At 66.9% G+C, this 13,659-nt stretch carries 14 protein-coding genes; 7 read left to right on the top strand and 7 right to left on the bottom strand.

Annotation, left to right across the window (positions count from 1 at the left end; translation table 11 throughout):
- Positions 1-52 precede the first annotated feature (52 nt).
- The 3 genes from HGB39_RS35110 to HGB39_RS35100 form a co-directional block, all read right to left on the bottom strand.
- A complete protein-coding gene (locus HGB39_RS35110) occupies positions 53-847 on the bottom strand; it encodes an IclR family transcriptional regulator domain-containing protein (RefSeq protein ID WP_005560151.1) in 795 nt (264 codons plus the stop codon).
- Entirely contained in the window at positions 844-2,088 is a 1,245-nt protein-coding gene (locus HGB39_RS35105; RefSeq protein ID WP_054247715.1) for an MFS transporter, read from the bottom strand. The genes HGB39_RS35110 and HGB39_RS35105 overlap by 4 nt, the downstream gene beginning before the upstream one ends.
- A 258-nt stretch (positions 2,089-2,346) precedes the next feature.
- On the bottom strand, positions 2,347-3,177 hold the full coding sequence (locus tag HGB39_RS35100; RefSeq protein ID WP_052023886.1) for an IclR family transcriptional regulator domain-containing protein: 831 nt from the start codon (positions 3,175-3,177) through the stop codon (positions 2,347-2,349).
- 318 nt (positions 3,178-3,495) lie between these two features.
- Here HGB39_RS35100 and HGB39_RS35095 point away from each other — a divergent pair, with 318 nt between their 5' ends.
- From HGB39_RS35095 to HGB39_RS35070, 6 genes are all read left to right on the top strand, one after another.
- Positions 3,496-4,779, top strand: coding sequence for an aromatic ring-hydroxylating dioxygenase subunit alpha (locus HGB39_RS35095; protein WP_005560157.1), 1,284 nt, complete (start codon positions 3,496-3,498; stop codon positions 4,777-4,779).
- Positions 4,780-4,809: 30 nt separating this feature from the next.
- The gene (locus HGB39_RS35090; RefSeq protein ID WP_054247714.1) at positions 4,810-5,997 is read left to right on the top strand and encodes a zinc-dependent alcohol dehydrogenase; all 1,188 of its coding nucleotides are present in this window, start codon (positions 4,810-4,812) and stop codon (positions 5,995-5,997) included.
- On the top strand, positions 5,994-6,500 hold the full coding sequence (locus HGB39_RS35085; RefSeq protein WP_164709577.1) for a hypothetical protein: 507 nt from the start codon (positions 5,994-5,996) through the stop codon (positions 6,498-6,500). The genes HGB39_RS35090 and HGB39_RS35085 overlap by 4 nt, the downstream gene beginning before the upstream one ends.
- A gap of 2 nt (positions 6,501-6,502) precedes the next feature.
- Positions 6,503-7,480: a PDR/VanB family oxidoreductase gene (locus HGB39_RS35080; RefSeq protein WP_005560163.1), complete on the top strand. Its 978-nt coding sequence runs from the start codon at positions 6,503-6,505 to the stop codon at positions 7,478-7,480.
- Between the two features lie 81 nt (positions 7,481-7,561).
- Positions 7,562-7,789, top strand: coding sequence for a hypothetical protein (locus HGB39_RS35075; protein ID WP_005560165.1), 228 nt, complete (start codon positions 7,562-7,564; stop codon positions 7,787-7,789).
- Positions 7,790-7,891: 102 nt separating this feature from the next.
- The gene (locus HGB39_RS35070; RefSeq protein ID WP_005560167.1) at positions 7,892-8,197 is read left to right on the top strand and encodes an anion permease; all 306 of its coding nucleotides are present in this window, start codon (positions 7,892-7,894) and stop codon (positions 8,195-8,197) included.
- A 21-nt stretch (positions 8,198-8,218) separates the two neighbouring features.
- Here the strand turns inward: HGB39_RS35070 and HGB39_RS35065 are convergent, their stop codons facing one another.
- The 4 genes from HGB39_RS35065 to HGB39_RS35050 all read right to left on the bottom strand — a co-directional run bounded on the left by HGB39_RS35065 (position 8,219) and on the right by HGB39_RS35050 (position 12,919).
- The gene (locus tag HGB39_RS35065; RefSeq protein WP_005560169.1) at positions 8,219-9,388 is read right to left on the bottom strand and encodes an NADH:flavin oxidoreductase; all 1,170 of its coding nucleotides are present in this window, start codon (positions 9,386-9,388) and stop codon (positions 8,219-8,221) included.
- Between the two features lie 132 nt (positions 9,389-9,520).
- Positions 9,521-10,939: an amino acid permease gene (locus tag HGB39_RS35060; protein WP_043786657.1), complete on the bottom strand. Its 1,419-nt coding sequence runs from the start codon at positions 10,937-10,939 to the stop codon at positions 9,521-9,523.
- Positions 10,940-10,955: 16 nt separating this feature from the next.
- Entirely contained in the window at positions 10,956-12,182 is a 1,227-nt protein-coding gene (locus tag HGB39_RS35055) for a Glu/Leu/Phe/Val dehydrogenase dimerization domain-containing protein (protein ID WP_005560171.1), read from the bottom strand.
- A 209-nt stretch (positions 12,183-12,391) separates the two neighbouring features.
- A complete protein-coding gene (locus HGB39_RS35050; RefSeq protein WP_005261973.1) occupies positions 12,392-12,919 on the bottom strand; it encodes an Lrp/AsnC family transcriptional regulator in 528 nt (175 codons plus the stop codon).
- A gap of 184 nt (positions 12,920-13,103) precedes the next feature.
- Here HGB39_RS35050 and HGB39_RS35045 point away from each other — a divergent pair.
- Positions 13,104-13,659, top strand: a 556-nt coding sequence (locus HGB39_RS35045; protein ID WP_210753179.1) for a VOC family protein, incomplete at its 3' end; no start/stop codon positions are given.

Below are 13,659 nucleotides of genomic sequence, written 5' to 3'. Positions count from 1 at the left end.
GTGCGCCGTGCCGATCACCGTCGAGAAACGGCGCGCGACCGCCGACGAGTCTTCAGATCCCCGTCAGCTCCTCACGGATCTGCGCGGCTGCTTTCTGGAGTGCGGTGAGGATTGATCCCCTCATGTGGTCGAGTGAGACACGCGACGACTGGGCGGAGACGTTGAGGGCCGCGACTGCGTGGCCGTCGGCGTCGCGAATGGGCACGGCGATCGAACGGACCCCCTCGGTGAGTTCCTGGTCCGCCAGCGACCATCCCTCGTTGCGAGCGTCGATGATCTTCGCGCGCAGTTCGGCGGTGTCGATCGTGGTGGCCTCGGTGTAACTGTGGGTGTTCACGGTCGCTAGATAGGCGTCGAGTTCGGCATCCGTGCGGTGTGACAGGAGCACCCGGCCGGTGGCGACGGCGTAGGCCGGCAGACTCGTCCCGACCACGATCTCGACTGTGAGGACCCGGTCGGCCTGGACCCGGTCGACGTAGAAGATCGTGTCGCGGTGCAGCACGGTGAGGGACGCCGTCTCCTGTGTCTGCTCGGCGAGGCGCTCGAGGTAGGGCCGGACGATATCGGGAAGGCCGCTGCTCAGGACGTAGGCATCACCGATCTCGAGTACCGCCGGGCGGGCGGTGTAGGCGGTGCCGTCGTAGGACAGGTAGCCCATGTACTCCAGTGTCAGCACGAAACGGCGGGCCGCGGTGCGGGTGATGCCGGCGAGGGTCGCGACCTCGGTGACCGACAGGGGGCGGCGTTCTCGCCCGAACAGTTTGAGTACCTCGAGCCCCCGGCCGAGAGCTTGGACGTGGTCGCGGTTCTGTTCCGGGGGCATCGTGGTCGCTTCGTTCTCGCTCACAGGCTCAACCTATCTACTTCGTGGGGTGCTGCCGACTGGGTGTGTGCATCGGTACCGCGGATCCCCCAGAGGCTGAGGGCGATGCATACCGTGTACAGCGCCACCGCAGCTGACCAGCCGGTCGCGAATCCACCGGTGTGGTCGGACAGCAGTCCCATCAGCGCGGGCCCGCAGGCGAATCCGAGGTACATCCCGACCGCGATGGCACTCGAGGCGCGGCCCACGGCGCTGGTCTGAACTACGCGGAGCGCGCCAGCCATCAAGACCACGTTGGCCGCGAGCGCAGTCGCGCCGTGGACGCCGACGCCGAGCCACAGCAGAGGAAGCCATCCCAGAATCTGGGCGCCGAGTAGGGCGAGTGCGCCGAGCGTGGAGCCCGATGCGAGGATCAACAGCAGGACGAAGGGGCCGGTTTTCCCGGCCAGCGCCCGGCCCCAACCGATCCGCGCGGTGACACCGATCAGGCCGGCAATCGCTGCGGTGAGCCCGGCCACGGTCAGGTTCAAGCCCATCTCGTCGTGCGCGAACAGCGGAAGATAGACGTTGGTGGCTTGAAGGGCGGCGCCGGAGAACAAGGCGTAGGCGGCGAATAGCCAGATGGCCGGGGGCAGCGATCGGTGCTCGGTACGGCCGAAGGACGGTGGAGCGAACTCGAGCGCGCCCGCCGACCGACGCGAACGAGCACGAGACGGTGCGAAACGCCAGGCCAGGACGGCCGAGATGCCCGCGATGGCGGCGCCGACCCAGAGCGGGCCTCGCCATCCCCAGGCAAGCGCCAGGGTGGGGCATCCGATCCCGGCGGCGAGTTGACTGGCCTGCACCCCCGACTGCTTCACTCCGATCCAGGGTGACCGCTTGGCCGGTGGGGCGTGGTCGCTGATCACGCGATTGGTGACCGGGTTCGACAGAGCCTGCGCTGCCCCGGACAAGGCCATGGCTGCCAGTAACCACAGGTAGTTCGTCGACAGCGCCGCGACGACGAACGAGAATGCGGCGCCCGCGAATACTGTGACGAGCAGGGCGCGAGCGGGGAAGCGATCACTGAACCTGCCGAAGGCCAGGGACAGGGCAGCCGCCGTCAGGAAGGTGAGCGTGGCAAGCATCCCGAACTGCACCGCGGTGATACCGAGCGAGTCGATGACCAGCGCACTCGTCGAACTCAGCCCGTAGGTCAGCAGCGGCCCGATAGCCATGGCCGCAGTCAGCAGCGGCAGCAGTCCTCGGAAATCGCGGTTGTTCACTGCAGGTACTCCATCGACAGTCCTATTGCCGCGCGACGATGCGCACGGTCGCCTCATCCGGCGTCCGCATAGCGTTCAAGCATTCTATCTTCGGACGCCAGTGCCGCGGTCCCTGGGGTGTTGCCTACTGCTGCCGCCCCAGGATGCTTCGTGCGCCGCCCAAGTGTCGCAACGGGTAGCGGGGGGTGCCGATGGAACAAACCGTGGTCACTCGGCGACTGGGCGGACGTTCGCGCGGCCCCGCAGCAGGCCGTGCAATCAGATGTCGATTCCGGCGCGCAGTTCCAGGGAGATCCGGCCGGCGGTTTCGAGGAGCGGGGGAAGGTACCGCGGAACCAGGGTGCGCGCAGGTTCGTGTGTTTGGTACATCGACACCGTGAGCGCGCCGACGTTGCGGCCGGTTCGGGAGCGAAGCGGCACGGCCAACGCTTGCACGCCGACGTCGAGAACCTGATCGGCGAAGGCCCAGCCCTGACGGCGAATAATGTCCAACTCGCGCCCGAGTCGACTGCGCTCGTCCTTTGCGAGCGCGGGGTGGGAGTCCTGGGTAGCCGTGACATCGAGATGCCGGTTCAGCTCGGACTCGGGAAGTGCGGCCAGCAGCACCTGTCCAGCCGCGGTCCGGCGGGCAGGCAACCGGCTACCCGCCTTCAAGGACACGGACATGCCGGACGCAACGTCTACCCTGCCGACGTACCGAATGTCCGGGCCTTCGAGCACGGTCACGGACGCGGAGGTTCCCAGGTTTCGCGCAAGTGCCTCGAGGTGCGGCTGGCACACGTCGGCCAGGGTGAACCTCGACAGATTGGCATAGCCCAGCTCGAGTACCTGCGGTGTCAGGGTGAACTTGCGGCCGGAGACCGCGACGAATCCGAGTTCGACGAGCGTGTGTAGGAATCGCCGCGCCGCGGAGCGGGGAAGTCGGCACCGATCTGCTACCTCGGTCAGCGTGAGGTCGCGATGCTCGCGGTCGAAGGTGGTCAGCACCGCGATGGCACGTTCGAGTGATTGGACCGCGTCCTTCGGCCGGGCCGGCCGCACGGGCGTCGACGACGGTATGCCGTCGACCGCGCTCCTGGCTCGCGTCATCTGCTCCCTCTCCGGTGGCTGCACTCGCTGAGTGGCTCCATTGGATCCCACTACCGAGAGTCTAGTGAAGTTCGCTCTGCGCGCATATGCGCGTGCTATTCGGTCGCGTCGTCGTTGGATTGTGCGCGATCAGGGCGGCAGGGTTCGACGCATCTCGGTGCCTGAAATGGCGAGGACCTGCGGCCTTGGGTCTGAGAGGTAAGGCCGCCCATGGTTGACGCTACGAAGCGGTTTGTGTCACAGTTTCGAGACCGGTCAATTTGCGCGCACATGCGCGCTATGCGGACGAAAATGCCGCGGAAGGTCGAAAGGACTCCCATGCTGACGCAAGACCAAAACACCCTGCTGGTACAGACGGGCCCCGATACGCCGATGGGCCGGCTCTTTCGCCGATACTGGATCCCGGCATTGCTGGCGGAGGAGTTGCCCGAGCCGGATTGCGCTCCGGTCCGGGTCAAGTTGCTCGGCGAGCAACTGATCGCATTCCGCGACACCCAGGGCCGGCTCGGTCTGCTCGACGAGTTCTGCAGTCACCGCACCGCCTCGCTGTACTTCGGCCGCAACGAGGACTGCGGACTGCGCTGCGCGTACCACGGCTGGAAGTACGACGTCGAAGGCAACTGCATCGACATGCCATCCGAGCCGGAGGACTCGAAGTTCAAGTCCCGGATCAAGCAGAAGGCGTACCCGTGTGTCGAGCGCGGCGGCGTGATCTGGACCTACATGGGCCCGCCCGAGCTGAAACCCGAACTGCCCGAACTCGAGTGGGCGATGCTCGGCGAGGGCCACCGATTTGTCTCGAAGCGCCTGCAGGAGACGAACTACCTGCAGGCGATGGAGGGCGGGATCGACTCGAGTCACGTCTCGTTCGCCCACCGGTTCAACCTCGACGACGATCCGATGCACTCGGGAACCGAGGGCAACAAGTACCTCAAGGCCGACACCCGACCGAAGTTCGAGGTCGCCGAGAGCGACGGCGGTCTGGTCATCGGGGCCCGCCGCAACGCTAACGACGAGGAGTACTACTGGCGGATCACGCAGTGGATCATGCCCTGGTACACCATCATTCCGCCGTTCGGAACGCACAATCCGCTCGGCGGGCACGCGTGGGTGCCGATCGACGACGAGACGTGCTGGGCGTGGAGCATCAACTACCACCCCACCCGGGAACTGCGCGACGACGAACTCGCGTCGATGCGCAATGGCGACGGCATCCACGCCAAGTACATCCCCGGGACCTACCGGACGCTGGCGAACAAGGACAACGACTACCTGATGGACCGCGAGGCCCAGCGGCGGAAGGAGACGTTCTCCGGCATCGAGGGCATTGCCGCGCAGGACTTCTCCCTGCAGGAGTCGATGGGTGAGATCTGCGATCGCACGAAGGAACGGCTCGGTACCTCGGACGCGGGCATCATCTTGGCTCGGCGTCGGCTGCTCGGCGCGCTCGCAGAGCTCGAGGCGGGGACCCTGCCCGGGATGAAGCCCGAACATCAGCGTGTGCGGTCGACCTCGGTCCTGCTGCCGAAAGCGACGCCCTTCAAGGAGGGCGCCGAGGATGCGCTCCGCATGGTCGAGGGCGAAGACTTCGTCTCCATCTGATACCCAGGCAACGAAAACAAGGAGTCCGACGTGACCAACAGCGCCGACATCGACATCGCACCGACGCGCTCGGTAGCCGGCCCGCCGAGGCTGGTCCGCGCCGCGGTGTCGATGCCCGACACGACGACGACCGTCCGCCACCTCGACACCGACGCGGCAATCGGTGCGGTGGGCTGGCTCGAAGTCGAATCCTCCGCAGTGTGCGGAACCGATGTCGGTCTGTATCGGGCCGGACTGGACTCGCCCACCGTGCTCGGCCATCACGTCGTCGGGACCGTCGTCTCGGTGGAGGAGACCCAGTCGACCGCGTGGGACGTGCGGCCCGGCGACCGGGTCGCGTTGGAGGAATACCTGCCGTGTCTGCGGGCGGCCTGCCCGGCGTGCCGCATCGGGGACTACCGCATGTGCCCACACACCGATTTGTTCGCGGGAAAACGGCGAGTGGGCCTTCTCTCGGCGGACGACGGGGCCGGCCTGCACGGCGGCAACGCCGAATACATGCAGCTCAGCGCGAACAGTCTCGTGTACCGCCTACCGGCGGATCTCGACGCAGATCTCGCGGCGTGGACGCAGCCCTTCGCCAACGCACTCGACTGGACGGTCGACGCCGGCGGCGCCAAGGAAGGCTCCACCGTCGTCGTCATCGGCCCCGGCTACCACGGCATCGCCGCGGTAGCCGCGGCCCGAGCCGTCGGCGCCGCCCGCATCGTCGTCATCGGGGTGCCGGACTCGGCCGGCCGACTCGAGATCGCCGAATCACTCAGTGCGGTACCGGTGATCAACAACAACCACAGCCTCCCCGAGCTGATCCTGCGAGCAACCGGCGGCGAGGGAACCGACGTGCTACTCGACACCGTCGGACTCGGGGGAGAGGCCGTTGCCGCCGCCGCCCGCGTGCTGCGCAAGCGGGGCCGGCTCGTCATCGGCGGACTGGGCTCGACCCCGGTCTGCGAACTCGATCTCAAATCCCTGGTACGCGGCGCCAACACGATCGTCGGTGTCCGCGGCCGCTCCCCCGATGCGGTCACACGCAGCATCGAACTCCTCGCCGACGGGCGATCAGGCTTGGAAATCGTGCCCTCCGTCGACGTCGACCTGGACCAGGTCGACAACATGCTGGGACGGATGGCTACCGGACAGGGGCCGGTGAGTCCGCACGTCGTCATCCGCCCGCAGCTGCGCCGCCCGACCGATCAGAAACGAGGAACGTTGTCATGAGCGAGATGACACCACGCCGACTGTCCTACGTGGCACGAATTGTACTGGTGCCCTTAGGTGAATCGGGTCACAGACTCGTCGACCAGATGGCTGCGGCGGGGCTGACCGAGGTGCAGGTGGTCACCGAGCACGCGCCGAATGAGGTGGCCGTGCGCGACATCAACGCCGACACCACTACCATGCGCCGTATCGACGAGTTGGCTACCGAATCGGACATGGTCATTCTCATCGGCTCGGTGCTGTCCCAAGTCCCCGTCGGTTTCGCCACCACGATGGCCGAAGCAGCCCGCCAGTCGGGCAACCTGCTCGCCGGCGTCCTGGTCGATCAGCAGGACTGGGACAGCCAGCAAGGCGCCGAAGCGATGGCAGTACTGAGGATGGAACTCGACATGCTGGTGTCCATCACCCAGGTCGATCTCGCCACCGCCTTCGTCGATGTCCTCAAGGGGGGATACCGCACCGCGGGTGCATACGCGCCAGTTCTCTCGACCCCAAGGATCTGAAAATGACACAAGAGACCAACCACCTCCTGGTCCGGCAACAACGACTCGAATCCGATGGCGTGTTGTCGCTGACCCTGGAACGACCGGACGGCGCCGCCCTCGGCGAATGGGAGCCCGGAGCACACATCGACATCGTGCTGCCCTCCGGGACCGTTCGGCAGTACAGCCTGTGCGGTGACCCCACCGACAAGACCGCCTACCGGATCGCCGTCCTGAGAGAAGACGAGGGACGCGGTGGGTCGAAGGAAATCCACGACAGTGTCCGGGTGGGGGATCTCCTGGCGGTGCGTGGCCCCCGCAACCACTTCGCCCTCGAGCGCGCCCCCCACTACCTCCTGATCGCCGGTGGAATCGGGGTCACTCCCATTCTTTCGATGGCACGACAACTGTCGCGGGAGAACGCCAGCTGGTCCGCACTCTACGGTGGCCGCAGCCGCGCCACGATGGCATTCGTGGAAGAGTTTTGCGGTCTCGGCGAGGTGAACGTCTCTCCCTCAGACGAATCCGGAAACCTCGACCTGGCAGCCGCCCTGGCCGACGTTCCAGCCGGCACCGCCGTGTACTGCTGCGGCCCCGAAGGCCTACTGCAGGCGGTGAAGTCGGTGTGCGGTCCGGTGCTCGGTGACGAGGCGATTCATTTCGAGCGGTTCGGCGCTCCCGTCGTGGGGGCAGACCCTGCCGCGGCCGCGGAAGCCTCGGACGGGCAGTCGCCCACCGAATTCGACGTCGAACTGCGCCGTACCGGCTGCACGTTGAAGGTGCCCGCCGACCGCACCCTGCTCGAAGTCGTCCTCGAAGCGAACCCGGACATCCTGTACTCCTGCGAGGACGGCTTCTGCGGATCCTGCGAAACCCGAGTGCTCGACGGAGTGCCCGAACATCACGATTCGATCCTCTCGCAGGCAGACCGTGAGAAGGGCGAGACGATGATGATCTGCGTTGGACGTTCCCACACACCCAAACTGGTACTCGACGCTTGATGTCGAAGGAAGCTGTGAGGAGCTGGTGTCACTGTTCCCATGATCGATGGTCGTGCCCTTCCGGAGCGTAGGAGGGGAGTCATGCGCGCCGCGACCCGCGCCCGGACCACGCATCGTGTGCTCGCCGACACCCTGCGTGAGGTCGCGGCGGAGGCCGGTGTCGCCGAACTGATGCCCGCACAACTCGTTACCGCTGACGACTATCTGGGCGAGGCGAAGGATATCGCCTCGAGCGCTGTTCGCGGATGGCATAGCTGCGCCGCAGCGGATGAAGACCTGCTCTCCGTTCCTCAGCTTGCAAGGAGCTGACATGAGCACATTGACCACAGTGACGGAGCAGCCACCGAAACTCGCAGGAGAGGAACGCTTCGACTACATCCGCGGACGGTTCGGCCTCTGATCGCCATCGTCATGGGGCTGGTCATCTCCGAAACCACCAGCAACACGGCCAGCGTCGGTATCGTCGTCCCGATCATCATCCCGATCGCCCTCGCCGTCGGTGTCGACCCGATTATCCCGGCAATGGCCGGCGTGTTCGGTGCAAACGTCGGTGCCATGCTTCCGGTCTCGACACCACCGAACGCCATCGTCTACGGACCGGGGTATGTGCCGATGATCAAGATGATCGGCACCGGCATCTTCATCGACATCATCTGCATCCCACTGATCTTCGGTGCCGTCGTCGGCATCGGGTCCCTCATCGCGCTCCACGCGTGAGTCAACCGGCCGTGCAGCGAATCATTCGACGAGCACGCAGCGTGCTCCGCTGAAGATGGTGGGCATGCATTTGTTGCAGTGGATGCACAACGACTGGGTGCGGGGCTCGGACCGGATGCGGTTGATCAGGTCGGGTTCGCGCAGCAGCGCCCGGGCCATGGCGACGAATTCGAAGCCCTCGGCCATGGCGGTGTCCATGCCCGCCCGGTCGGTGACTCCGCCGAGCAGGACGAGCGGCAACGTCACCGCCGCGCGGATCTGGCGTGCGTGCTCGAGCATGAACAGGTCGCGGTACGGGTAGGCGTGGATCATCGACTTCCCGGCCAACTGGACGCCGAGGCGGACTGGCTGCGGCATGGCGGCCGCGAACTCCCGCACCGGCGCGTCACCCTTGAACAGGTACATCGGGTTGAGAAGTGGACTGCCCATGGTGAGTTCGAGGGCGTCGACGCTGCCGTCGTGCTCCAGCAGTCTGGCCACCTGGATGGCCTCGTCGAGCCAGAGCCCGCCGGGGACGCCGTCGTCCATGTTCAGCTTGGCGAGGATCGCGACCCGGCCGCCGACGGCGTCGCGCACGGTCCGGGCGACGTCCCGCACCACCCGGGCCCGGTTCTCGAGTGATCCGCCGTAGGAATCGGTGCGACGGTTCAGCTTCGGGCAGAGAAACGCGCTGGCGAAGTAGTTGTGGCCGAAGTGGATCTCGACGGCGTCGAAGCCGGACTTGACCGCGAGCCGTGCCGCGGTTCCGTGGGCGGCGGTGATCCGGGTGATGTCGGCGGTGGTGGCGCTGCGGATCATCCGCATGCTGAGCGGGTTGAACGACCGCGACGGCGCGAGCGCCGGCAGTCCGGTGGACTTCTCGTTCGCGACGGGTCCGGCGTGCCCGAGTTGGGCGGATGCGGCCGCACCCTCGGCGTGGATGGCGTCGGTGAGCCTGCGCAGCCCGGGCACAGCGTCCGGGCGCATCCACAACTGCCCGCGTTCGGTGCGACCCTCCGGTGCCACGGCGCAGTAGGCCACCGTCGACATCCCGACCCCACCCGCCGCGGGCCGGCGGTGGAATTCGATCAGTTCGTCGGTGACCAGCGCGTCGGGAGTGCGGCCCTCGAACGTGGCCGACTTGATGACCCGATTGCGTAACGTGATGGGGCCCAGCGTGTCCGGGGCGAAAACGTCTGGATGTGTGGTCATTCCCGGCCCTTCGTCGCGTGCGTTCGACGGTAGGCCGCGGGAGGGTTCGGCGACCGGAACGTGTCCGCTGAGCGGTAGACCGCCGCGGCCCCACGGATGACCCCTCGACATCCGTGAGACCGCGCTGTCGTCTCAGCCGACGGTCTCGGGCGTCTTCTCCGGTGTGGTGTCGGCGGCCGCGCTCTGTTGCCTGCGTCCGAGTACCCAGCAGGCCAGTGTGATCGCACATGTGAACGTGAGCGTCGCGAACAGCTGGTTGCGTGCCGCGTCGTCGAACAACGCCAGCACCGCGACCGCGGCCAGTAGCGCGAGAGCGACATACGACAGATACGGGAAGCCCCACATCTTCAGCGGCAGATCCGTTCGGCCCGACTTCTCGGCGCGCCGCCGCAACACGATCTGCGAGACGGTGACGAACGTCCACAGCACCAGGATCGTCGAGCCGACCGCGTTGAGCAGGAGCGGGAGAACACGATCCGGGGCCAGGTAGTTGAGGACGACGGTGACGAACCCGAACGCCACCGACGCCAGCACCGCCACGCGGGGAACGCCGTTGCCCGACACCCGGCCGAACACCTTCGCCGCAGCCCCACGCTCGGACAGCGAGTAAATCATCCGGGAGCCACTGAACAGCATGGCGTTCAGCGACGACAGCAGTGCGATGACCACGACGACGGTCATGACGGCGCCGGCGCCGGGCACGTGCGCGGCGTTCAGGACCGCGACGAACGGTCCCGTCGCGAGTTCGTCGGCGGTCCAGGGCAGCACCGTCACCATGATGAGGACGGAACCGACGTAGAACACCAGGATCCGCCACACGATGGACCGCACCGCCCGGCTCACGTTGCGCCGCGGTTCCGACGTCTCGGCGGCCGCGATGGCCATCACCTCGGTGCCGCCGAACGCGAAGACCACGATCAGCAGGCCGGCCGCGATACCGGTGACACCGTTGGGGGCGAACCCGCCGTGGCCGGTGAGGTTCGACAGACCCGGCGCGTCGAAGCTCGGAATCCCCCCGAGGATCATCGCGGAACCGACCGCCAGGAATGCGACGATCGCCACGATCTTCAGTGCGGCGAACCAGAATTCGAACTCGCCGAAACGGGAGACGCCCGCCAGGTTCACGGCGGTCAGCACACTCATGTACGCCAGGGCGGCCACCCATTGCGGCACTGCGGGTATGGAGGCGGCGGTGATCGCCGCCGCCGCGGTCGCTTCCGCGGCCACCACGATGACGACCTGCACCCAGTAGAGCCAGCCGATCGTCCGGCCGGCGACCGGGCCCATCGCGTTCTCGGCGTGGACGGAGAACGCGCCGCTGTCGGGGTCGGCGGCCACCATCTCGCCCATCATCCGCATCACGAGGACGACGAGGAATCCGGCGATGAGGAAGGAGACGAGCACCGCGGGTCCGGCGACGGCGATGCCCGCGCCGGAGCCGACGAACAGTCCGGCGCCGATCGCGCCGCCCAGGCTCATCATCACCAACTGCCGCGGTTTCATCGCCTGCTGCAGGCCAGTGGATTTCGGTGGGTCGTGAACTGTGTTCATGGGAGCTCCCGTGCCGTCAGACGAGCTGATCGAGTGCGATCTCGAACGCGGTACCGGCGATTCCGGTCGGCTGCGACGAACGCGCGAAGCAACGCTCGAGCGCCGTCGCGACGGTGGCAGAGACGTCACCGAAGATCGCCTCGTCCGACACCTCGATGTCACCTTCCATCAGTAGTGCGAACGCCCGGGCCATGCCGCAGTTGGCGATGAAGTCCGGGACGACGGCCACACTCTTGTCGGCGTACTCGTAGATGGGGCCGTAGAAGATCTCGTCGTCCGCGAACGGCACGTTGGCGCCGCTCGCCACCACCTCGAGACCACCGGCGATCAACTGGTCCACCTGGTCGCGGGTCACGAGACGTGATGCGGCGCAGGGGAGGAAGATCTCGGCGCCCGAACTCCAGATCGCCTCGTTGATCTCCTCGAACGGCACCGTGCCTGCCGCGCGCAGTTCGTTGCCCTCCTTGGCCAGGAACAGCGCGCGGATCTGCTCGAAGTCGTAGCCGTCGGTGTTCGACAACCCACCGTTGCGGTCGAGGATGCCGACGATCCGGGCCCCGGACTGCGCCAGGTAGTACGCGGCGGCGGCGCCGACGTTGCCCCAGCCCTGCATGATCACGCGCTTGCCGGCCAGTTCGCCGCCGTAGACCCGGTAGTAGTGCCGCACCGATTCGGCGACACCCCAGCCGGTGATCAGGTCGGACACCGTGTACTTCGCCTGCGGGTCGGGAGTGAACCGCGCATCCTCGACGACCTTCGCGACACCCAGCCGCAGCTGTCCGACCCGCTGCACCCGCTCGCGATCGCTGGCCGCGAAGTGCCCGTTGACGACACCCTCCTGCGGATGCCACAGGCCGTAGCTCTCGGTGATCGGCACGACCTCGGCCATCTCGTCGACGTTCAGGTCGCCGCCGGTGCCGTAGTACGCCTTGAGGAGCGGGGTGACGGCCTTGAACCAGCGCCGCAGCACCTCGTCCTTGCGCGGGTCGGTCGGGTCGAAATCGATGCCCGACTTTGCGCCGCCGATGGCCGGACCGGAGACGGTGAACTTGACCTCCATGGTCTTCGCGAGCGACTCCACCTCGCGCCGGTCGAGACCGCGCCGCATCCGGGTTCCGCCGCCGGCAGCGCCGCCACGTAGCGAGTTGATCACCGTCCATCCGCGTGCGGAGGTCTCCGTGTCGTGCCACTCGAAGACGATCTCGGGGGCCTTCTCTTCGAATCGGGTGAGCAGATTCTTCATGGCTTCTCTCGGTTTCTCGGCTGCCGGGGGCTCGGGGCGACCCGGTCGGTGTTCCCGACCGCTGCCCGCGCTGTTACGGCGATCACTGTGTCGGGCACCACTCGTGCGCCGCAACCGGCCGGCCGGCACATAGCCACGATGAACACCACCGCGAAAGAAGTTCCAGAATTTTCTATTCAGTTTGTGCAGCGGGGGCGGCGATCGTGATGCTAATCCGGTTCCGAGGAAGCTGTGCGGTAGGCCGGGGCCTTCGCCGAGCGCGGCCGGTCGAGGGTCCGCAGCAGAGGCATCGACCGGTACGGGACGATCACCGACAGCACCATCACGCTGGTGGACCGGGCGACGACGCTCGACTTGTTCAGATCGATCAGCGTCTGCTGCAGCCCGAGGTGGGAACCCGCCGCGATGCGGCACAGGATGTCGCCCGAACCGGTGGTCGCGAAGGCCTCGAGCACGCCGGGAATCGACTCCAGTTCCGACGTCACGGAGTCGAGCGCGCCCTGCGCCGTCTCCAGCGTGACGAACGCCTGCACGTCGAACCCCGCGGCCGCGATGTCGAGGCGCGGCTCGTACCCGGCGATCACTCCCGACTCCTCGAGTTTGCGCACCCGCGCCTGGACGGTGGCCCGCGCGACCTTGATCCGGCGCGACAGCTCCAGCACGCCGGCCTTCGGGTCGTCGTGCATGGCGTCGAGAAGGGCGAAGTCGAGCTCGTCCAACTGCACTGCGTCCTTCATGGCCAGACCTCTCCGGGCGGATTCAACTAGTCCGACTGTATAAGAAAATCGGTCCGAGGGTCGCCGAAGGTGGCACTGTGGCTAGCTTCTGCTGGCTCGGTTGCCTATGTGGGCGGGGTGGGTTTTCGTAGTGACCCAGGCAACAGGCCACCAAGCCCCCGTCCCTCGAACCAGGAAGACAGCGATGACGATCGAGCAGACTCTCACCGACAAGGAACGCCTGGCAGGTCTCGACCTCGGCCAGCTCGAGCAGCTGGTCGGGCTCGTCGAATACGACGGCACCCGCGATCCGTTCCCGGTCAGCGGCTGGGACGCCGTCGTCTGGGTGGTCGGCAACGCCACCCAGACCGCCCACTACTTCCAGTCCGCGTTCGGGATGACCCTCGTCGCCTACTCCGGACCCACCACCGGCAACCGCGACCACCACAGTTTCGTCCTCGAATCCGGTGCCGTCCGCTTCGTCATCAAAGGCGCCGTCGACCCCCAGAGTCCGCTGATCGAGCACCACCGCACCCACGGCGACGGCGTCGTCGACATCGCCCTCGCCGTCCCCGACGTCGACAAATGCATCGCCCACGCCCGCGCCCAGGGCGCCACCGTCCTCGACGAACCGCACGAGGTGACCGACGAGCACGGCACCGTCCGCCTCGCCGCGATCGCCACCTACGGCGACACCCGCCACACCCTCGTCGACCGCAGCAACTACACCGGCCCCTACCTGCCCGGCTACATCGCCCGCA

The organism is Rhodococcus opacus, from assembly GCF_012396235.1.
In the GTDB taxonomy this organism is placed as follows: Bacteria; Actinomycetota; Actinomycetes; order Mycobacteriales; family Mycobacteriaceae; genus Rhodococcus_F; species Rhodococcus_F opacus.
This window is presented reverse-complemented; position numbering and strand designations above follow the sequence as displayed.

Excerpts from the sequence above, each read along its gene's own strand:
- HGB39_RS35100 (WP_052023886.1), bottom strand. The coding sequence starts at position 3,177 with ATGACGCGAGCCAGGAGCGCGGTCGACGGCATACCGTCGTCGACGCCC.
- HGB39_RS35095 (WP_005560157.1), top strand. The coding sequence starts at position 3,496 with ATGCTGACGCAAGACCAAAACACCCTGCTGGTACAGACGGGCCCCGAT.
- HGB39_RS35085 (WP_164709577.1), top strand. The coding sequence starts at position 5,994 with ATGAGCGAGATGACACCACGCCGACTGTCCTACGTGGCACGAATTGTA.
- HGB39_RS35080 (WP_005560163.1), top strand. The coding sequence starts at position 6,503 with ATGACACAAGAGACCAACCACCTCCTGGTCCGGCAACAACGACTCGAA.
- HGB39_RS35075 (WP_005560165.1), top strand. The coding sequence starts at position 7,562 with ATGCGCGCCGCGACCCGCGCCCGGACCACGCATCGTGTGCTCGCCGAC.
- HGB39_RS35070 (WP_005560167.1), top strand. The coding sequence starts at position 7,892 with ATGGGGCTGGTCATCTCCGAAACCACCAGCAACACGGCCAGCGTCGGT.
- HGB39_RS35065 (WP_005560169.1), bottom strand. The coding sequence starts at position 9,388 with ATGACCACACATCCAGACGTTTTCGCCCCGGACACGCTGGGCCCCATC.
- HGB39_RS35060 (WP_043786657.1), bottom strand. The coding sequence starts at position 10,939 with ATGAACACAGTTCACGACCCACCGAAATCCACTGGCCTGCAGCAGGCG.
- HGB39_RS35055 (WP_005560171.1), bottom strand. The coding sequence starts at position 12,182 with ATGAAGAATCTGCTCACCCGATTCGAAGAGAAGGCCCCCGAGATCGTC.
- HGB39_RS35050 (WP_005261973.1), bottom strand. The coding sequence starts at position 12,919 with ATGAAGGACGCAGTGCAGTTGGACGAGCTCGACTTCGCCCTTCTCGAC.